This is a genomic window from Pseudomonas sp. S2_H01 (assembly GCF_054668305.1).
In genome coordinates this window covers 3,263,675-3,282,110 of the sequence record NZ_CP162756.1, presented here as the reverse complement: position 1 = coordinate 3,282,110, position 18,436 = coordinate 3,263,675, and the positions used below count along the sequence as shown (strand labels likewise).

Here is an 18,436-nt window from a genome sequence, read left to right as displayed (position 1 = left end):
ATGTCCCGTCCCCTTCTGACACTGCCTGCTCCAGCCAAACTCAATCTGATGTTGCACATCCTCGGCCGTCGGCCGGATGGCTATCACGAGTTACAGACGATCTTTCAGTTTCTCGATTACGGCGATGAACTGAGTTTCGCGCTTCGTGAAGACGGCGAAGTCCGTCTTCAGACAGAGATAGAGGGCGTTCCTCACGACAGTAATCTGATCGTGAAAGCGGCTCGCGCACTTAAAGAACAATCCGGCTGTGAACGGGGTGTCGATATCTGGCTGAAAAAAGTGCTGCCCATGGGTGGCGGGATCGGCGGCGGAAGCTCCGATGCCGCGACCACCTTGCTCGGCCTCAATCATCTTTGGGAACTGGGTTGGGACGAAGATCGCCTCGCGGCGCTGGGGCTCAAGCTCGGGGCTGACGTGCCGGTTTTCGTGCGTGGACATGCCGCATTTGCTGAGGGCGTGGGCGAAATACTCACCCCCGTAACCCCCGAAGAACCGTGGTATGTCGTGCTTGTGCCGCAAGTATCTGTAAGTACAGCAGAAATTTTTTCAGATCCACTGTTGACACGTGACACGCCTCCCATTAAAGTGCGCCCCGTTCCCAAGGGAAACAGTCGAAATGACTGCTTACCGGTTGTAGCAAGGCGTTATCCAGATGTTCGTAACGCTTTGAATTTGCTAGGTAATTTTACCGAAGCAAAATTAACCGGAACTGGAAGTTGTGTGTTTGGGGCCTTCCCAAACAAAGCTGAAGCTGATAAAGTCTCGGCCCTTCTTACAGAGACCCTTACAGGGTTTGTAGCAAAAGGCAGCAACATCTCGATGTTGCACCGCAAGTTACAGACACTGCTCTAAGAGAACCGAGTGCCAGGCACTCGTGCAACAGATACAGGGGCGTCGCCAAGCGGTAAGGCAGCAGGTTTTGATCCTGCCATGCGTTGGTTCGAATCCAGCCGCCCCTGCCATTTTCCTATAGTCATCCAGGCATACCCTAAGCCTCCAGGTACTGCGCGTGTCCAAGATGATGGTCTTTACGGGGAACGCCAACCCCGATCTGGCTCGGCGTGTCGTACGTCAGCTGCATATCCCTCTCGGTGACATTTCTGTCGGTAAGTTCTCCGACGGCGAGATTACCGCTGAGATCAATGAAAACGTTCGCGGTAAAGACGTATTCATTATTCAGCCGACCTGCGCTCCGACCAACGATAACCTGATGGAACTCGTCGTGATGGCTGATGCCTTCCGCCGCTCCTCGGCTACTCGTATTACAGCTGTTATCCCTTACTTTGGTTATGCCCGCCAGGATCGCCGTCCGCGTTCTGCTCGCGTGGCAATCAGCGCTAAAGTGGTTGCGGACATGCTCACCGTCGTCGGTATCGACCGGGTGCTGACCGTTGACCTGCACGCTGACCAGATTCAAGGCTTCTTCGATATTCCGGTAGATAACATCTACGGCTCCCCGGTTTTGGTGGATGACATCGAAGACCAACGCTTCGAAAACCTGATGATCGTTTCCCCGGATATCGGTGGCGTCGTGCGTGCACGTGCTGTTGCCAAATCCCTGGGCGTGGATCTCGGGATCATCGACAAGCGCCGTGAGAAGGCCAATCACTCTGAAGTGATGCACATCATCGGTGACGTCGAAGGTCGTACCTGTATTCTCGTCGACGACATGGTCGATACCGCCGGCACCCTGTGCCACGCGGCCAAAGCCCTCAAAGAACATGGCGCTGCCAAGGTCTTTGCCTACTGCACACACCCTGTGCTGTCGGGCCGTGCGATCGAGAACATTGAAAACTCCGTGCTGGACGAACTGGTGGTCACTAACACCATCCCGTTGTCCGCCGCCGCACAAGCCTGTGACCGTATCCGTCAACTGGATATCGCACCGGTAGTCGCTGAAGCGATGCGTCGCATCAGCAATGAAGAATCGATCAGCGCGATGTTCCGTTAAGGGCTCTGCCCTTTTCAAACACCGTTGACGAAAAGCGCCCCGCCCCAACACTCCCTGTTGGGGCGGGGCTTTTTTTGCCCATACCGTGTCTGGCGCTGGTCGCAAACGCCGCTCGGTCATGGCTATTTTGGAGATACAAAATGACTGACTTTACTCTGAACGCCCAAGCGCGTACTGACCTGGGGAAAGGTGCGAGCCGCCGCCTGCGTCACGCGAAACAAGTTCCAGCCGTTGTTTACGGTGGTAACAAAGACGCTGCTTCGATCACCATCGAAGCCAAGGAAATGGCCAAACTGTTCGAAAACGAAGCTGCTTTCAGCCACGTTATCGAACTGAACGTTGATGGCGCCAAGCAGAACGTGATCGTTAAAGCGATGCAACGTCACCCTGCCAAGCAGTTCATCATGCACGCCGACTTCATCCGCGTCGTCGCTGGCCAGAAGCTGACCGCTACCGTTCCTGTGCACTTCATCAACGAAGAAGCACCGATCAAGAAAGGCGGCGAGATCTCGCACACTACCACTGAGCTGGAAGTGTCGTGCCTGCCTAAAGATCTGCCTGAGTTCATCGAAGTTGATCTGGGCGCGCTGGAAATCGGCGACAACGTTCACCTGTCCGACGTCAAAGCACCTAAAGGTGTTGAATTCGTCGCTCTGGCGCACGGCAAGGACCTGGACATCGCTAACGTCCACGCTCCTCGCGTCGTTCAGGAAGAAGAAGGCACCGCAGAAGGCGAAGCAGAGTAATTATTACTCGCTAGCCGGTTGAACCCGTGATGGTGCCCTGCACCGTCACACTCGACCCAAGGAAGAGCCCCTGACGTGACCGCCATCCAACTGATCGTCGGCCTGGGAAACCCCGGCCCCGAATACGAACAGACCCGGCATAACGCAGGGGCTCTTTTCGTTGAGCGTATTGCCAGCGCCCAGCGCGTCAATCTGACCGCTGACCGCAAATATTCCGGCCTGACGGCTAAATTCAGTCATCAAGGCCAGGACGTTCGTCTGTTGATTCCCACCACCTACATGAACCGTAGCGGTCAGTCCGTTGCGGCACTGGCGGGTTTCTTCCGGATTCCTCCGCAAGCCATTCTGGTGGCCCACGACGAACTCGACCTGCCTCCGGGTGTCGCCAAACTCAAACTGGGTGGCGGACACGGCGGGCATAACGGACTGCGCGACATCATTGCGCAGCTCGGTAACCAGAACGGCTTCCATCGCCTGCGGCTCGGCATCGGCCATCCAGGCGACGCCAGCATGGTGTCCAATTTTGTCCTGGGTCGTGCGCCACGCGCCGAGCAGGAAAAACTGGACGCCAGTATCGACTTTGCCCTCGGCGTGCTGCCGGATGTACTCGCTGGCGACTTCGCCAAGGCGATGCGCGTCCTGCACAGCCAGAAGGCCTGACATCACTCGAGGGGAAACACCATGGGATTCAACTGCGGCATCGTCGGCCTGCCCAACGTCGGCAAGTCCACCCTGTTCAACGCCCTGACCAAATCCGGTATCGCGGCGGAGAACTTTCCCTTCTGCACCATCGAACCGAACAGCGGCATCGTGGCGATGCCCGACCCACGCCTTCAGGCGCTGGCTGACATCGTCAATCCGAAACGCATCCTGCCGACCACGATGGAGTTCGTCGACATCGCGGGCCTGGTCGCCGGCGCCTCCAAAGGTGAAGGCCTGGGCAACAAGTTCCTGGCCAACATCCGCGAAACCGACGCCATCGCTCACGTGGTCCGCTGCTTCGAAGACGAGAACGTGATTCACGTCTCCAACAGTGTTGACCCGAAACGCGACATCGAGATCATCGACCTCGAGCTGATCTTCGCCGACCTCGACAGCTGCGAAAAACAGCTGCAGAAAGTGGCGCGTAACGCCAAAGGCGGCGACAAAGATGCAGTGGTCCAGAAAGGCCTGCTGGAAAAACTCATCGCTCACTTCACCGAAGGCAAGCCTGCGCGCAGCCTGATGAAGAACATGGGCGCTGACGAGAAAGCCGTGATCAAGGGCTTTCACCTGCTGACCACCAAGCCGGTCATGTACATCGCCAACGTCGCTGAAGACGGTTTCGAGAACAACCCGCACCTGGACGTGGTTCGCGCGATCGCCGAGGAAGAAGGCGCCATGCTGGTGCCGGTCTGCAACAAGATCGAAGCCGAAATCGCCGAACTCGACGACGGCGAAGAGAAAGACATGTTCCTCGAGGCCCTGGGCCTCGAAGAGCCGGGTCTGAACCGCGTTATCCGCGCCGGTTACGAAATGCTTCACCTGCAGACTTATTTCACTGCCGGCGTCGAAGAAGTCCGCGCCTGGACCGTCCGCGTCGGTGCCACTGCACCTCAAGCCGCTGGCGTGATCCACACCGACTTCGAAAAAGGCTTCATCCGCGCCGAGTGCGTCGCTTACAACGACTTCATCCAGTACAAGGGCGAAGCCGGTGCGAAGGAAGCAGGCAAATGGCGCCTGGAAGGCAAGGACTACATCGTCAAAGACGGTGACGTGCTGCACTTCCGCTTCAACGTCTGACCAGAGACGGCGTCTGGTTCTCCAGACAGCGCCTCGCGAAAAAGCCTCCTTCCTCGGAGGCTTTTTATTGGGCGATCGCTTTTCAATCCGCCATCTGAAACACGTCAATCCGCCTTTGGATAATTCGACGGAAACAGCGCGCGTTTCGCCTGCTCATCCATGTCTTTCTTGAAGGCGTGATCCTTACCCACGTCTTTTGCGCGAGATGCCGCAGGACGTGCGTCGACGTTCTGGAACCAGCGCTTGAGGTTCGGGTAGTCCGCCAAGGCATCCTCAGCGCCCTTCATGACGCGAGGCGCGCGAATCAACCAGCCCCACGTCGAAATATCGGCAAGGGTGTATTCGTTTCCGACGATGTAGTCGCGCCCCGCCAGATGCTGGTCAAGGACTTCGTAATGGCGCTCGATTTCGCGGCGATAGCGGTTCACCGCGTAATCGTTGCCTTCTGGTGCGGCGTATTGGAAGTGCACCGCTTGACCCGAAAACGGCCCGAGACCCGACGCAATGAAGAACAGCCACGAGAGCAGCTCAGGCTTGTCTTCGGCCGCGCCCATGAACTGGCCGGTTTTCTCACCCAGATACAGCAGGATGGCGCTGGAGTCGAATACCCGCACTTCTTTCCCGCCCGGCCCGTCAGTGTCAACGATTGCAGGCACTTTTCCGTTGGGGTTGATCGCGCGGAACTCGGGAGAGTGCTGCTCGCCCTTGCTGGTATCCACCGGAACCAATTCGTAGTCCAGGCCTGACTCTTCGAGAAACAGCGCGACCTTGGCCGGGTTGGGTGTCGGGTGGAAATAGAAACGGATCATGGCGTTCATCTCTGTGGGTGTGAAAGGTGATCGAAAATACCGAAAGCGCACAGCGCCCGAAAAACACAGTTGCGTTTTAGAACGATTGATCTAGATTAGGCGAACTGTGGAACACGGCGCAACGTGAAGATGTGCGCCGAAAGGAAAATGACGATGGCAAGACCCAGAGAATTCGACGAAGGGAATGTGCTCGACGCCGCGATCCAGTGCTTCTGGAAAAAGGGTTTCGAGGCGACGTCGATGCGTGACCTCATCGACTGCATGGGCATCACCGGCGCCAGCCTGTACAACGCGTTTGGCGACAAGCGTGCCCTGTACCGCAAGGCGTTGGCGCACTACCTGGAAAGCAGCTTTGGCGAGCGTGTCGTGCGCCTGGAGAGCACCTTGGCGCCGCGCCAGGCCATCGAGATGTTTTTCGTGGAAATCATTGAGCGCTCAATGAACGACATCCAGCGTCGAGGCTGCATGATGGTGAACTCGGCGCTGGAAGCGGCGCCGCATGACCCGGATGCGCAAGCGATCGTGGATGACTTTCTTACGCGGGCCGAGCACTTTTTTCTGCGCTGCGTGGAAGCAGGCCAACGTGACGGCACGATTTCCTGCGCACAACCGGCCCAAGACCTCTCCTGCTTGTTGCTTGGCGTGCTACTGGGCATTCGCGTACTCGCCCGCGCCAAACCGCAACGGGCCTTGCTGGAAAGCGTGTTGCGCCCCGCACTCGCGCTGCTGGACGGTGGCGCGCATCAAGGTAACTTCGCCCCCATTTACCCCCTCATTGTGGAATCGCAACGATGATCGAGCTCTACTACTGGCCAACCCCCAACGGCCACAAGATCACCTTGTTTCTGGAGGAAGCTGGACTGGAATACCGTATTCACCCTGTCGACATCAGCGCTGGGGACCAGTTTCAGCCTGCGTTTCTGGCCTTCTCGCCGAACAACCGTATGCCGGCGATCATCGACACCGCGCCCGCCGACGGTGGAGAGCCAATCACGGTTTTCGAGTCCGGCGCGATCCTGTTGTACCTGGCGGAAAAGACGGGTCAGTTCTTGCCCTCCGATGTGCGCGGCAAGAAAACCGTCACTGAATGGCTGATGTGGCAGATGGGCGGGCTTGGCCCGATGGCGGGTCAGAATCATCACTTTGGCGTGTATGCGCCGGAGAAAATCCCGTACGCGATCACCCGCTACGTCAATGAAACCAACCGCCTGTACGGCGTGCTGGACCGCAGGCTGCAAGGCCGTACCTTCGTCGCTGGAGAGGATTATTCAGTCGCTGACATGGCGATCTATCCCTGGGTTTACCCATGGCAGCGCCAACAGCAAAACCTGGATGACTTTCCGAATCTGAAGCGCTGGTTCTATGCGGTGCAGACTCGCCCGGCAACGATTCGCGCCTACGCCAAGGGTGAAGCGCTGTCACAGAACCGTGCAACGGTCACCGAGGAAGGCAAGAAGATACTGTTCGGCCAGACCTCTGCTGGCGGGCAGAAAAAGAGCTGAGAATAGCCACGCGACTGTCAGCGCAGCGCCAGTAAAAAAGGGCTGGCGCTGACAGACCCGACCTCAGATGATCGGCTGAGCCGCACGGAACAGCAGCACGCGCCCTTCACGCTTGAGCGTCACGTCCCGGAAATGCTGACGCAGATGCCCTTCGAAACCGACCTGGGTGTCCTGACGGTTTCCGAAAATGCCCTTCTTGTTGTAGACGTCCATCAGCTTGCGCCCGAAGCCGTTGTGCCCCGCCTCGTCCCCCAGAATCGTCGCCCCAAAAAGCACGCCGCCCGGTTGCAGGTTGTGCTTGAGGTTGCCGAAGATCGCCGCCTTGGCGTCCAGAGGGCCCGGCAGACAATGGAGCAGATAAAAAAGCGAGATCGAATCGAAACGTTCGCCACCCGGAATCGGCTGCATGACGTCGTGCTGGAGAATGCGTGTGTCGGGCCGGGCGATTCTGCGCCTGGCCGCTTCAAGACTGCTGGGATTGAGGTCGAGCAAGGTGATCTGAGTGTCGGCGGGCAACTGGGCTTTGGCCAGGTAGTAACCCGTGCCCACACCGATATCAAGATGCCGGGCGCGAACGTTGGCGCGAAAGAATGGCAGCAAAACCTCATCGGTCGGACAACGCCACGCGTAACGATTGGAAATGCCCAGCACCCATGCGTCATACAGGGCCAGCGTCAGAGGGGAATAAACCGCCGCACCCGCGGCACTGCTTTCGGTCATGGAAGACGCCTTGGAAACAAGAGAATCGGACAGAGAAGACGACGCCCGTTATACGTCGTCCCTCTTTCGGGTTTCAAGCTATTCCAAGGTATGAGTGCCGCCTCACAACCTCGCCGTTCAGCCCAACTGGAACCGCGAGGTATTGTCACTCAACGCCCGACTGCCTCTGCTCAGCGTATCGGCTGCGTGGTTCACCGCCCGCGCGCCATCGAGCAATCGCCCTGCCGCCTGATCCACTTGCTGAATATTGCCGCTGACCTCGTCCGCTGTGGCGGCCTGTTCCTCCACCGCGGTGGCGATCTGCGCCAGCGTGTCGGTGACGATCTGCACGGCGCTGGCGATCTCTCCAAGACGCTCGCCAAGGCCAGTGACCGACTGCGCATCAGTGACCGCCTGACCACAAGCCGCTTCCATCAGACTGACGGCCTGGCTCACGGTGGCGCGCAGGCTGTCGACCGTGCCGGCGATTTGCGCGGTAGACGCCTGCGTGCGTTGCGACAGGCTGCGCACCTCATCGGCCACCACAGCAAACCCTCGCCCTTGTTCGCCCGCGCGTGCCGCTTCGATGGCCGCGTTAAGCGCCAGCAGGTTAGTCTGCTCGGCGATGCCGCGGATGGTGTCGACCACCGACTGAATCTGTTGCCCCTGCTCGCTGACCTTGCTCAGCGCATTAGCCGTGTCGGTCAGTCGTTGATTGAGCTGCTGGATACTGGCCGTGGTGCGCTGACTGTCCCGGCTGCTGTCTTCGGCAATCTGGCGCGTGTGTTGAGCGCTGCCGGACGCTTCTTCGCAGCTCTTCGCAACGCCCAGGGACGTCGCCGCCAACTGGGTGGCGGCCGCTGCAATCTGACTGATCTGCTGCTGTTGATCTTCAACTTCATTGAGCGTGCTGCCGGACTGCGAATTGAGCGTCAGAACGGCTGAGCCCAGTTGCTGGGTTTCATGGTTGACCCCCAGCAGGCTGGTGCGCAGCTGCACGACCGCGACGTTGAGCGCCGTGCTGATCGCGGCGAGCTCATCGCGGCCTTCGACCGCCACTTCGACACACAGATTACCGTCACGCAGCGACTCGGCCAGCGTCGTGATGCCTTTGGCGCTGCGGCGAATCGAAGCCTGCAGGCACATGAAGAGATAAAGCGCAGCCAGGGCCAGAAGGCTGAACGTCGCGGCCACCGGCACGAACTGTTTGATCGCGCTGTCATGGTAGTAATCCAGTCGGCTGTCCAGCGACGTGAGCGACTGATTGCGCAACGCAGCCAGTGCTTCGAGGGTGCTGTCGACGCTGCGCTCGAATGCAGCGGTGTCCAGTTTGATTGCGCCGCCGAACACGCCCTCGTCCAGCACTTTCAGCTCACTGTCCAGGCGCTGAAGGCTGTCGTTGTAACGGCCGGTCCAGGTTTCCATGCCGGGGTACGACTTGGCTTGCAACGACGCGGCGGCCTTGACCAGTTGATCACGAGCATCGCCGATACGACTGCGCAGGTCGCGCATCTGCAGGCGACTCTGAAGCGTGAACTGACCCGACGCCACCGAGGACTGCCCCACACTCGCCATACGCCCGACACGCTCGATCAGATCCGGCGCCTGCTGTGTGGAAACCTGCATCAGCAGATAGGTTTCGAGCCAAGGGTCGAGAATCAGCCCGGTGTCCATGGCGATCTGTTCACGCAGGCTTTGCAACGCGGTTAGCGCCGAAGTGAAACGGTCGTAGCCGTCCGGCCACCAGCCGACGGTGCGCAACGCCTCGGAGTCCATGCCCTTGACGGTCGCTTGCAGCGCCTGGAAACGCGCCATGATGTCTGCACTGGCATGCTGCGCCTTGAGCTCATCGCCCAGCGCCGCAAGCGTCTGACCCAGGACCGGGTTGGCAGCGTCCAGCGCAGCCATGGCTGCCTTCGCCGCGGGAGTAGGGTCGTGAAGAATATCCGCCGCCTTCCAGCGAGCCGCGCGGTTACGTTGGGCAGTCAGCTGGGCATCCAGTGCATCGAGCGCCAACAACTGACGAACCCCGGACTGCTCATCGGAAATCACGGCCAGCTTGCTGCGGTAGTCCTGCCCGATCATCCACAGGCTTCCGGCCAGCGGCAGGATGAACAGGAAAAACAGCACCTGAAACTTGCGTGCAAATCCAAAACGTCCGAGCAGACGGATTCCTGGCGACAAAAGACTTTGCATGTCCGACTACTCCTCACGGACAACCCGCCACCGCGACTCGTGACCACGGCAGATGTTGCCTCACATTGTTACCGGCAAAATGCCATGTCTTTGTTTTAAAAACGACAACCGCCCGTCTCCTATGCCGGAGACGCGTGCAGTCATTATCGGGTTGGCGACGCCGCGCGCGACAGAGTCAGCACTGCAGAGTGCACGGTCGGCAGGCTCAAGCAAGAAACGGACCGGTAGCACGAAGCCATCTAAACGGGCATGTGAACGAAGAAGGTGCAGAGCGCGTGCACAAGAGTGGGGCAAAACCACTCAGGTCGCCCGACAAAACTGTCACCTCGGTGACGGGCATCTCGACTCGGCCAGGGGATTTCAGAGGGAAAATCCTAACCAATTGATCACACGCATAAATTTTTTATAGAGACGCTTGACACATCCCCGATCTGAGCGAATAATGCGCGCCACTTGGCTACATAGCTCAGTTGGTTAGAGCATAGCATTCATAATGCTGGGGTCCGGGGTTCAAGTCCCTGTGTAGCCACCAAGTACCTCAACAAAGCCCGCCTCGTGCGGGCTTTGTTGTTTCTGGCGTTCCGGTTATCGAAGCACTGACTGGCCGGGCAACCCGCTTCATCAACGACATCACTTCATAGCGCTGTCCCTTTTCTGAGGTCGAGTTCATGCGATTCACACTTCCTGCACTGGTTCTGGGTCTTCTGGTTTCTCAAGGCGCAATGGCAGGCAGCGGCACCAACGCCGCATTGGGTGGCGGCCTGGGCGGCGCACTGGGTAACGTCGTCGGTCAACAAATGGGCGGCAGCAATGGCGCGGCCATCGGTGCAGGCCTGGCGGGCGCTGCCGGTGGTGCAGTTGCCGCGAAAAAAGGCCACAAGACCCGTGCGGCCGTTGGCGGAGGTCTGGGTGGCGCTGCGGGCTCGGTAATCGGTAACAAACTGGGCGGCAGCACAGGCGGCACCATCGGCGCAGGCCTGGGTGGCGCTGCGGGTGGTGCTTTGGGCGGTAAATAAATTACCCTCCGTCGCGAAGCGCCAGCGTGCGTTTCGCGATCAAACCCCGTTAATGAAGTAATGGATGTTCAATGTCTGATTCCCATACCGACGTAGCAGCGCCCGCGCGCTCTGCCAAGCAGGCCTACGAAGACGCCATCAATCTTTCACAGCATGTGCCGCAGGCAAAAACCATCAGCGAAATGGTCCTCGATGCCTTCCAAAGCGCTAAAGAAAGCGATCAGATTCGTGAGCTTCGCGTTGCGATCCGTCAGGCCCATGACCGCTTCGATGATGACCAGGCCTACGAGCTGATGGGGCAACTCAAGCAGCTCAAGGATGCAGAAGCCGCCGACATGGCCGCGCTGGAAGACCTCAGTACGAAGTTCCCGATCAGCCGGATTCTGTCCAGCTACAAGGACGACCCCAGTTTCCAGGAGCTGGTCTACAGCCTGGCCCTGAAGGTCCTGAACCAGACACACCAGGCCGTCAGCAACCCGAGCGGCGGCAAAAGCAAAGCCGCACGCGCGAAGAAAGAGGCTGAGGTGTTCGTCATCAGCAAAGACGGCACCAGCGTCACCCTGCCCCTGCGCACCCCGCGCTCGAAAGCCAACGTCGACCGTGAAGCCTTCGAATTCCTCGGTTTCACCTTTGTGGGTGAAGGCGACGATGCCGAACTGCAAAGCGATGTTTTCGTGGACCGCGACGGTAATCAACAGCCTGCCACGCGCAAGAACATCGTCAGCGCGATTCAGCAGCAGGTTGCGTTTGAAGGGTATAGCGCGGTTCAGCAGTAACGACTGACTGCATCTCTGTAGCCTGTTGGCTTGCCGGCGCCGGCGTGATCAAAACTGCCAAAACCGGCAAGTCAGGTGACTTCAAGGCACTCGCCCCCTGTCCAGCGAAAGCTTCGGCGGTGCAGGGGGATTGATGTCAGAGATCGCTCTCGTAGTCCTTGAGAAACTCTTCCCAGCTGATGACGTTATCCCCGTTCGGGTTCACCGCTTTGAGCAACTTTGCGAGGGTCTCATCCGTCAAATATGGCTTCAACGCTGCACTGAACTCTTCGACGGTCAGCGTTTTGTCCCCATTGGTATCCCAACTGCTGAATGCTTTCTTTGCTCTTTCAAGTTGATCTGATGTCAAAATGGCCATTTTGGATTCCCTTCAGTGATAGGTAAGCGGCCTGCCAGAATGCATGGCTGCAGGCACGATTTTTTGCCTTCTTTATGCAGACGTCTACTGTCAGAAATGACACGCCAGCGCGAACACTGAGGCCTCTTGAACCGCACGCACTCGAAGTGATGCGCTGGTTCGACGGGCTTGTAGCATTCTCTGAGCAGTCCCTCATGCTCATCGAACGAGAAATCGTTTCTTCAAGACCCGCGCAATAGGCTAAGGTTTATGGCCTTTGTTACCGGTCACATGACTGGCCCTGAAACAGCACTAATCTGCTACAACAGGGCCATCGTCTTTGCGCTGAGTCAGCTACGCGTCCCACAGCGATAGAACATACCCAGGCTCGTCTTGAATAAGAGGTGTTGAGCAATGCAGATTCTTGGTGAAACGATCATCGGTCAACGTGCGGTTCGTGGTCAGGGAGGCGAGGTGTTCGCGCTGGCCGCCACCACGGGAGAAGAACTGTCACCCGCGTTTGGCGCCAGCACGCCGGACGATGTGAACACCGCGTGTGAACTGGCCGAAGCGTCGTTCGACCCCTACCGCCAACTCAGTGATGAACAACGGGCGGCCTTCCTCGAAGCCATCGCCCAAGGTCTGTTGGATCTAGGCGACACGCTGACCGAGCGCGTTCATGTTGAAAGCGGCCTGCCAAAACCGCGCCTGGAAGGCGAACGGATGCGCACCGTCAACCAGCTCAAGCTGTTCGCCAGCCTGCTGCGCGACGGTCGTTGGCACGGCGCGGTGGTCGACACCGCCCTGCCCGACCGTCAACCACTGCCGCGCGCCGACCTGCGTCTGCGTCGCATCGGTCTGGGACCGGTCGCAGTGTTTGGCGCCAGCAACTTTCCCTTGGCCTTTTCGGTGGCGGGCGGCGACACGGCGTCAGCGCTGGCGGCAGGTTGCCCCGTCATCGTCAAGGCGCACCCCGCGCACTTGGGCACCAGCGAACTGGTCGCTCGCGTCATTCAGAAAGCTGCACGGGATACCGGCATGCCCGAAGGCGTGTTTTCCATGCTGATCGACAAGGACATCTCCGTTGGCCAGGCCCTCGTCAGCCATCCGCTGATTTCAGCCGTCGGCTTCACTGGCTCACGCCGTGGCGGTCTTGCGCTGGTCGCGGCCGCTCAGGCGCGTCCGGTGCCGATTCCGGTCTATGCGGAGATGAGCAGCATCAACCCGGTGTTTCTGTTGCCGGCCGCGCTGTCTGCGCGTGGCGAAAGTATCGCCAAGGGCTTCGTCGAATCGCTGGTACTGGGCGCAGGTCAGTTCTGCACCAACCCTGGCATCCTGCTGGCACTGGAAAGCGATGCGCTGGAGACGTTCGTGTCCGCCGCTGCGACCGCGTTGGCCGACAAGACACCGACCACCATGCTGACGCCCAACATTCATGGCGCCTACTGCAACGGCCTGAACAATCTGCACAAAGCCTCGGGCGTGACGCTGGTAGCCGAAGGTCGAGAGGCTGAAGGCTCGTTCCAGGCGCGGCCCGCGTTTTTCCGCACCGACTCAGCGACCTTCCTCGCCAATCCGGGGCTGGAAGACGAAAACTTCGGGCCGAGCGCACTGCTGATCGTCTGCAAGGACACGGCCGACCTGCAGAAAGTGGCCGCGAAGTTCGACGGGCAACTGACCGTCACTCTGCATTTCGACGACGGTGATCAGGCGATCGCCCAAGCGTTGATGCCGACACTGGAGCGCAAGGCCGGGCGAATTCTGTTCAATGACTTCCCGACGGGCGTCGAAGTGAGCTATTCGATGGTTCACGGCGGCCCGTTCCCGGCAACCTCCGACAGTCGCAGCACCTCGGTCGGCGCCACCGCCATTGATCGCTTCCTGCGGCCTGTTTGCTATCAAAGCGTCCCGGACTCGCTGCTGCCGCCAGCCCTTCAGCACAGCAACCCGCTGAAGACCTGGCGCCTGGTGAACGGTCAGTTGGTCAAGGACTGACCGCACTGCCGCTCTATAGCTGCCGTCGGATGCAGCGCTTACCTGAAGGCGTGAGCTTGCTCGCGATTGCGAAACGTCCGGTGCACTGATGTAGCCTGACACGACGCTGTCGCGAGCAAGCTCACGCCCACACAGGATTTGATGTACGCAGATCGTAACTTTGCTGCCATCCCGATGGGTTAATCACTCTTCAGCCCGTTCCAGGACCTTGCCGACGACCTCATCACCGATCACCAGGAAGTGCCCGCCCGCCACATGATGCAGCGTGCGTAGCTCATCATGACCCTCGAAATGCCAGTGCCCGTCGGAAAACACGCGCTCGTCTGCCCAGGCCGCCACCACTTCACCAATGAACAGGTCGTACTGATTCTGGTTGTGCGGCTCCGGCATCAATCGGCATTCCAGCCACGCGGCGCACCCTTCCAGCAGCGCCCCATCGACGACGTCACCCGTAAACGTCTGCAGGCCATACGCCTTGAACTTGTCGAGGTCCTTTTCCTGAGAGATTTCCAGCCCCGACGTCGAGCCCACCGTTTCGACGATGTCGAGCTGACTGATCGTCGGCACGTTAATCACGAACGTCCCAGAGCCTTCCACCAGCTGCCGGGTCCATACCGACTTATCCAGCACCACCGTGACCTTGGGCGGCTGAAAATCCAGCGGCATCGCCCACGCCGCCGCCATGATGTTGCGCCGGCCGTTATGCGCCGCGCTCACCAGAACGGTCGGACCGTGATTAAGCAAGCGATAGCATTTGGCAAGGGGGACGGGACGGCGATGTGCGGCGGTCATGGGGATGATCCTGCATTAGGGAGGGAAGGCTTGGAAGCTGGGGTGATGAAATTACATGGATTGAGGATTCAGGAAAACACTGTCACTAGCCGGCAGGACCTCACATACGCCATCCAGCCATACCTGATAGCGACCGTTTCTTCATTAAAATCGTTAAAAAACCCGGATTGTTGCATTTCATTTGGAGACTCGCTAACAGCTGCTAATATTCCAGCATTATCGCCAATAATGTGAAGGAATAATTGCACATGGCAAAAACGACGGCGCCACTGCTTCCGGGCACGACCCGACTTCTCGAAGACTTTGGCGAGCGGCTGAAATTAGCGCGCCTGCGCCGCAAGCTCACGGCAAAACGTGTCGCGGAGCGCTCCGGCATGTCCCAGATGACATTGCGCGCATTGGAGCGTGGAGGCGCGGGAGTGACGATGGGTGCGTACCTGTCCGTGATGCAAGTATTGGGACTGGAGCAGGATCTGGGCCTGCTCGCCAAAGCGGACGAAACGGGGCGGCAATTGCAGGACGCTGACTTGGTCACGGTGCCTCGCAAGAAATTCGACAGCACATCTGCCACAAAAAAACGTCCCTCTCCTACATCGGATCAGGACGGCTCGGATAACGCTCCCTCATCCAGGCATGCGACCATCACGCCCGCTTCAAGACTGACGTCCTTGCTTATCCAGCCCGGACAAGACACGGACAACGGGAAGGAATGATGACGACAATCGCGGTCTATGCCGACTGGGCCAACCTGCCCACACCACGGCGACTGGGGTTCTTGCACGCACGGCGCAGCGGGCCCCGTGAAGTGTTCGACTTCGAATACGACCACGATGCGTTATCCGATACGCAGCTTTGCGCCATCACCCTCGACCCCGGCGTGCTGCCCTTTGAGGGCCCACAATATCCATCTCCCGGTCGGGATATCTTCGGCGTATTTGCCGATTCAAGCCCCGACCGTTGGGGCCGTATGTTGATGAAACGCAGGCTGGAGCGCGAGAAGCGTGCAGGTGTGCTCCCATCATCCACTCGTCTTTTCGAATCCGACTTTCTGCTCGGTGTACACGACGCTTATCGAGTCGGCGCCTTGCGGTTCAAGCTGGACGACACGGGTCCATTTCTCGACAACCAGCACGACCTCGCCGCGCCTCCGCTTATTCAGCTACGCGAACTGGAAGCCGTCAGCAGAGCCCTTGAAAGTGACGTGGATAACACCGCAGCGGAAGGCGACGAATGGATTCGGCAGTTAATAGCGCCGGGCGGTTCTCTCGGTGGCGCGCGCCCCAAAGCCAGCGTGGTAGACACTCAGAAAAACCTGTGGATCGCCAAATTTCCCAGTGTCAGAGATGAACATGACGTGGGCGCATGGGAATTGATCGTTGGCACACTGGCAGAGGCCTGCGGACTCAGGGTCGCCCCCATGGACGCTGAACGCTACGCGAGCGAGCATCATTGTTTTCGGATAAAGCGTTTTGATCGAACCCCCGAAGGCAGGCGTCTGCATTTTGCTTCAGCCATGACCCTTACCCATCACAAAGATGGCGAGGACGCGTCCGCAGGAGTCAGCTATCTGGAACTGGCGGAAGTTTTGATTACCCACGGAGCCAGTACCAACGCTGACCTGAAGGAGCTCTGGAACCGCATCGTGTTCAACATGATGGTGTCCAACACCGATGACCATTTGCGTAACCACGGCTTTATCCTCGAACCCGGCGCAGGGTGGCGCTTATCACCCGCTTACGACATGAATCCCGATCCCTACGGGCAAGCTTTGAAACTCAACGTGAGTGAGGTCGACAACGCACTCGACCTTGAATTGGTACGGTCGGTCTGCACCTTGTTTCGTGTGCGGCTCAACGAAGCTGACGACACCATTGCGAGATTCAAAGCCATCATCAGGCAGTGGCCGACACTGGCGCACGCATTGCGTATCCCTCGCATCGAGCAAGCACTCATCGGCGAAGCGTTCAAACTGTCGCATTCCTGAATCGCTCCAAAATACCCCTTCCCTCTCGCCTGAAAATAGTGATGTAATAGTATAACAAAACATTTCAGGCGCCTTTCCGTGAATCCTGCTCCTCGACTTTCCCCGAATATCGCGACGTCCGCGCTCGCTCAGTCCGCAGGTAAGCGCGTGCTGGTTTCACTGACCTTGCTTGCGCTGTTGTGGATCGGCATTGCGTGGGCGGTGGCGATTCCATGAGTGCGGCAATCGATCTGCACGACCTCACGGTCACGTACGAACGCCGCCCGGCGGTGCATCACGTCAGCGGGCGATTCGCCGCCGGGAGCCTCACGGCGATTGTCGGGCCCAACGGCGCGGGCAAATCGACCTTGATCAAAGCCATCGCCGGCACCTTGAAACCTGCCATGGGACGCGTGGACCGTGGCAGTCTGGCGACCCGCCACATCGGCTATCTGCCACAGGCCGCCGAAATTGATCGCAGCTTTCCGTTGAGCGTGGCGGACACCGTGATGATGGGCGCCTGGCGCAGTATCGGTGCGTTTCGTGGCGCCTCGCGCAAGCATGCCGAACAGGCACAAGAAGCGTTGAAAGCGGTGGGTCTGGAAGGCTTCGAAGAGCGCAGCATCAGCTCATTGTCATCGGGGCAATTCCAGCGGGTGCTGTTCGCCCGACTGTTGTTGCAGGACGCGTCGGTGATCCTGCTGGATGAGCCCTTTACGGCCATCGACGCCCGTACCACGCGCGACCTGCTCAAGCTGATCAGCACCTGGCACGGTCAAGGCCGTACCGTGATCGCGGTGCTGCATGACATCGAACAAGTCCGCCAGCATTTCCCCAGCACGTTGCTGCTGGCTCGCGAAATCATCGCGTGGGGCAACACCGCCGACATCCTCCATGCCGACAACTTGCGCCGCGCCAAGAACATGGCCGAGCACTGGAGCCCTGACGCGCAAGCGTGCGATGTCGAACAGGAGGCAGCGCTGTGACGCTCTATAGCCTGCTGATTCAGCCCTTTGTCGATTTCGGTTTCATGCGCCGCGCGCTGGTGGCTTGCCTGGCATTGGGTATCGGCTCAGGCCCCGTCGGCGTGCTGTTGATGCTTCGGCGCATGAGTCTGGTGGGTGATGCCATGAGCCACGCGGTTCTGCCGGGCGCGGCGGTGGGCTTCCTGTTCGCAGGGCTGTCACTGCCAGCGATGGGGTTTGGCGGATTGATTGCCGGGCTTGCCGTCGCACTGCTGTCGGGCCTGGTCAGTCGTTTCACCACCCTGCGCGAGGACGCCAGCTTCGCCAGTTTCTACCTGACATCGCTCGCCGCCGGGGTCCTGATCGTCTCGCTTCACGGTTCCAACGTCGACCTGCTGCACGTGCTGTTCGGCACCATTCTGGCCATCGACGATCAGGCCATCTTCATGGTCGGCGCCATCGCCTCCTTCACGCTGATATTGCTCGCGCTGATCTACCGTCCGCTGATCCTGGAATGCTTCGATCCCGGTTTTCTGAGGGCTGTCGGCGGGCGCGGATCGCTGTATCACGTGCTGTTTCTGCTGTTGGTGGTGCTTAACCTGGTCGCGGGCTTTCAGGCCCTGGGCACGCTGATGGCCGTCGGCATGATGATGCTGCCAGCGACCGTTGCGCGTTTCTGGTCGAGCTCGCTAACCGGCATGATCGTGATTTCTACCGTCGTCGCAACGCTGTCCGGCTTCATCGGCCTGATCGTTTCCTACCACGCCAGCGTGGCGTCGGGGCCGGCCATCGTCCTGACCGCCAGCGCCTTCTACCTGTTCTCACTGTTCTTTGGACGCAGCGGTTTTCTGCGCCGTCTGTTCCCGAGGGTTCACCTGTCCGGCTGATCGTTCTCTCATCGCAAGGA

At 59.2% G+C, this 18,436-nt stretch carries 20 protein-coding genes and 2 tRNA genes; 17 read left to right on the top strand and 5 right to left on the bottom strand.

What is annotated here, in order from left to right:
* The 6 genes from ispE to ychF all read left to right on the top strand — a co-directional run bounded on the left by ispE (window position 1) and on the right by ychF (window position 4,479).
* Window positions 1-852 (top strand): 4-(cytidine 5'-diphospho)-2-C-methyl-D-erythritol kinase, encoded by an 852-nt coding sequence (gene ispE / locus AB4N84_RS14650; protein WP_460046845.1) that lies wholly within the window; start codon window positions 1-3, stop codon window positions 850-852.
* Between the two features lie 35 nt (window positions 853-887).
* Window positions 888-962: transfer RNA gene (locus tag AB4N84_RS14645), tRNA-Gln, on the top strand.
* A 47-nt stretch (window positions 963-1,009) separates the two neighbouring features.
* The gene (locus tag AB4N84_RS14640; RefSeq protein ID WP_037018241.1) at window positions 1,010-1,951 is read left to right on the top strand and encodes a ribose-phosphate pyrophosphokinase; all 942 of its coding nucleotides are present in this window, start codon (window positions 1,010-1,012) and stop codon (window positions 1,949-1,951) included.
* Between the two features lie 140 nt (window positions 1,952-2,091).
* The gene (locus AB4N84_RS14635; protein ID WP_074753531.1) at window positions 2,092-2,697 is read left to right on the top strand and encodes a 50S ribosomal protein L25/general stress protein Ctc; all 606 of its coding nucleotides are present in this window, start codon (window positions 2,092-2,094) and stop codon (window positions 2,695-2,697) included.
* A 75-nt stretch (window positions 2,698-2,772) separates the two neighbouring features.
* Complete coding sequence (pth, locus tag AB4N84_RS14630) at window positions 2,773-3,357, top strand: aminoacyl-tRNA hydrolase (RefSeq protein ID WP_460046844.1); 585 nt, start codon at window positions 2,773-2,775, stop codon at window positions 3,355-3,357.
* A 21-nt stretch (window positions 3,358-3,378) separates the two neighbouring features.
* Window positions 3,379-4,479: a redox-regulated ATPase YchF gene (ychF, locus tag AB4N84_RS14625; protein ID WP_074753529.1), complete on the top strand. Its 1,101-nt coding sequence runs from the start codon at window positions 3,379-3,381 to the stop codon at window positions 4,477-4,479.
* A 104-nt stretch (window positions 4,480-4,583) separates the two neighbouring features.
* On the opposite strand, the gene AB4N84_RS14620 is transcribed toward ychF, so the two are convergent.
* Entirely contained in the window at window positions 4,584-5,288 is a 705-nt protein-coding gene (locus AB4N84_RS14620; RefSeq protein WP_460046842.1) for a glutathione S-transferase family protein, read from the bottom strand.
* Between the two features lie 153 nt (window positions 5,289-5,441).
* Between AB4N84_RS14620 and AB4N84_RS14615 the strand changes: the two genes are divergently transcribed.
* A complete protein-coding gene (locus AB4N84_RS14615) occupies window positions 5,442-6,083 on the top strand; it encodes a TetR/AcrR family transcriptional regulator (protein WP_460046840.1) in 642 nt (213 codons plus the stop codon).
* Window positions 6,080-6,790: a glutathione binding-like protein gene (locus AB4N84_RS14610; RefSeq protein WP_460046839.1), complete on the top strand. Its 711-nt coding sequence runs from the start codon at window positions 6,080-6,082 to the stop codon at window positions 6,788-6,790. Before AB4N84_RS14615 ends, AB4N84_RS14610 begins: the two co-directional genes overlap by 4 nt.
* A gap of 63 nt (window positions 6,791-6,853) precedes the next feature.
* On the opposite strand, the gene AB4N84_RS14605 is transcribed toward AB4N84_RS14610, so the two are convergent.
* Window positions 6,854-7,510, bottom strand: a complete 657-nt coding sequence (locus AB4N84_RS14605; protein WP_460046837.1) for a class I SAM-dependent methyltransferase — start codon at window positions 7,508-7,510, stop codon at window positions 6,854-6,856.
* Between the two features lie 117 nt (window positions 7,511-7,627).
* Complete coding sequence (locus AB4N84_RS14600; RefSeq protein ID WP_425262261.1) at window positions 7,628-8,635, bottom strand: methyl-accepting chemotaxis protein; 1,008 nt, start codon at window positions 8,633-8,635, stop codon at window positions 7,628-7,630.
* A gap of 1,505 nt (window positions 8,636-10,140) precedes the next feature.
* Between AB4N84_RS14600 and AB4N84_RS14595 the strand changes: the two genes are divergently transcribed.
* The 3 genes from AB4N84_RS14595 (at window position 10,141) to AB4N84_RS14585 (ending at window position 11,477) form a co-directional block, all read left to right on the top strand.
* Window positions 10,141-10,217 (top strand) — tRNA-Met (locus tag AB4N84_RS14595).
* Window positions 10,218-10,353: 136 nt separating this feature from the next.
* Window positions 10,354-10,701 (top strand): bacteriocin, encoded by a 348-nt coding sequence (locus AB4N84_RS14590; protein ID WP_074759303.1) that lies wholly within the window; start codon window positions 10,354-10,356, stop codon window positions 10,699-10,701.
* A 71-nt stretch (window positions 10,702-10,772) separates the two neighbouring features.
* A complete protein-coding gene (locus AB4N84_RS14585; RefSeq protein ID WP_460046835.1) occupies window positions 10,773-11,477 on the top strand; it encodes a hypothetical protein in 705 nt (234 codons plus the stop codon).
* Window positions 11,478-11,613: 136 nt separating this feature from the next.
* On the opposite strand, the gene AB4N84_RS14580 is transcribed toward AB4N84_RS14585, so the two are convergent.
* Window positions 11,614-11,835, bottom strand: coding sequence for an EF-hand domain-containing protein (locus AB4N84_RS14580; RefSeq protein WP_460046833.1), 222 nt, complete (start codon window positions 11,833-11,835; stop codon window positions 11,614-11,616).
* A gap of 393 nt (window positions 11,836-12,228) precedes the next feature.
* Between AB4N84_RS14580 and AB4N84_RS14575 the strand changes: the two genes are divergently transcribed.
* Window positions 12,229-13,809 carry an aldehyde dehydrogenase (NADP(+)) gene (locus tag AB4N84_RS14575; RefSeq protein ID WP_460046832.1) on the top strand — a complete coding sequence of 527 codons (1,581 nt, stop codon included), beginning with the start codon at window positions 12,229-12,231 and terminating at the stop codon, window positions 13,807-13,809.
* Window positions 13,810-13,992: 183 nt separating this feature from the next.
* Here AB4N84_RS14575 and AB4N84_RS14570 read toward each other — a convergent pair whose 3' ends face one another.
* Window positions 13,993-14,601, bottom strand: a complete 609-nt coding sequence (locus tag AB4N84_RS14570) for a flavin reductase family protein (RefSeq protein ID WP_460046831.1) — start codon at window positions 14,599-14,601, stop codon at window positions 13,993-13,995.
* Between the two features lie 248 nt (window positions 14,602-14,849).
* Here AB4N84_RS14570 and AB4N84_RS14565 point away from each other — a divergent pair, with 248 nt between their 5' ends.
* The 5 genes from AB4N84_RS14565 to AB4N84_RS14545 all read left to right on the top strand — a co-directional run bounded on the left by AB4N84_RS14565 (window position 14,850) and on the right by AB4N84_RS14545 (window position 18,416).
* Window positions 14,850-15,314 (top strand): helix-turn-helix domain-containing protein, encoded by a 465-nt coding sequence (locus AB4N84_RS14565; protein WP_074759297.1) that lies wholly within the window; start codon window positions 14,850-14,852, stop codon window positions 15,312-15,314.
* On the top strand, window positions 15,314-16,585 hold the full coding sequence (locus AB4N84_RS14560; protein WP_460047028.1) for a type II toxin-antitoxin system HipA family toxin: 1,272 nt from the start codon (window positions 15,314-15,316) through the stop codon (window positions 16,583-16,585). Before AB4N84_RS14565 ends, AB4N84_RS14560 begins: the two co-directional genes overlap by 1 nt.
* Before the next feature lie 78 nt (window positions 16,586-16,663).
* On the top strand, window positions 16,664-16,801 hold the full coding sequence (locus AB4N84_RS14555; protein WP_460046830.1) for a hypothetical protein: 138 nt from the start codon (window positions 16,664-16,666) through the stop codon (window positions 16,799-16,801).
* A complete protein-coding gene (aztA, locus tag AB4N84_RS14550; protein ID WP_460046828.1) occupies window positions 16,798-17,550 on the top strand; it encodes a zinc ABC transporter ATP-binding protein AztA in 753 nt (250 codons plus the stop codon). The genes AB4N84_RS14555 and aztA overlap by 4 nt, the downstream gene beginning before the upstream one ends.
* Entirely contained in the window at window positions 17,547-18,416 is an 870-nt protein-coding gene (locus AB4N84_RS14545; protein ID WP_074759293.1) for a metal ABC transporter permease, read from the top strand. The genes aztA and AB4N84_RS14545 overlap by 4 nt, the downstream gene beginning before the upstream one ends.
* The last annotated feature ends 20 nt before the right edge of the window (window positions 18,417-18,436 follow it).

Bases quoted from the DNA above. Each gene is read 5' to 3' on its own strand.
- aztA (WP_460046828.1), top strand. From the start codon at position 16,798: ATGAGTGCGGCAATCGATCTGCACGACCTCACGGTCACGTACGAACGC.
- ychF (WP_074753529.1), top strand. From the start codon at position 3,379: ATGGGATTCAACTGCGGCATCGTCGGCCTGCCCAACGTCGGCAAGTCC.
- AB4N84_RS14635 (WP_074753531.1), top strand. From the start codon at position 2,092: ATGACTGACTTTACTCTGAACGCCCAAGCGCGTACTGACCTGGGGAAA.
- AB4N84_RS14620 (WP_460046842.1), bottom strand. From the start codon at position 5,288: ATGATCCGTTTCTATTTCCACCCGACACCCAACCCGGCCAAGGTCGCG.
- AB4N84_RS14610 (WP_460046839.1), top strand. From the start codon at position 6,080: ATGATCGAGCTCTACTACTGGCCAACCCCCAACGGCCACAAGATCACC.
- AB4N84_RS14565 (WP_074759297.1), top strand. From the start codon at position 14,850: ATGGCAAAAACGACGGCGCCACTGCTTCCGGGCACGACCCGACTTCTC.
- AB4N84_RS14615 (WP_460046840.1), top strand. From the start codon at position 5,442: ATGGCAAGACCCAGAGAATTCGACGAAGGGAATGTGCTCGACGCCGCG.
- AB4N84_RS14560 (WP_460047028.1), top strand. From the start codon at position 15,314: ATGACGACAATCGCGGTCTATGCCGACTGGGCCAACCTGCCCACACCA.
- ispE (WP_460046845.1), top strand. From the start codon at position 1: ATGTCCCGTCCCCTTCTGACACTGCCTGCTCCAGCCAAACTCAATCTG.
- AB4N84_RS14580 (WP_460046833.1), bottom strand. From the start codon at position 11,835: ATGGCCATTTTGACATCAGATCAACTTGAAAGAGCAAAGAAAGCATTC.
- AB4N84_RS14575 (WP_460046832.1), top strand. From the start codon at position 12,229: ATGCAGATTCTTGGTGAAACGATCATCGGTCAACGTGCGGTTCGTGGT.
- AB4N84_RS14600 (WP_425262261.1), bottom strand. From the start codon at position 8,635: ATGTGCCTGCAGGCTTCGATTCGCCGCAGCGCCAAAGGCATCACGACG.
- AB4N84_RS14585 (WP_460046835.1), top strand. From the start codon at position 10,773: ATGTCTGATTCCCATACCGACGTAGCAGCGCCCGCGCGCTCTGCCAAG.
- AB4N84_RS14605 (WP_460046837.1), bottom strand. From the start codon at position 7,510: ATGACCGAAAGCAGTGCCGCGGGTGCGGCGGTTTATTCCCCTCTGACG.
- AB4N84_RS14590 (WP_074759303.1), top strand. From the start codon at position 10,354: ATGCGATTCACACTTCCTGCACTGGTTCTGGGTCTTCTGGTTTCTCAA.
- AB4N84_RS14570 (WP_460046831.1), bottom strand. From the start codon at position 14,601: ATGACCGCCGCACATCGCCGTCCCGTCCCCCTTGCCAAATGCTATCGC.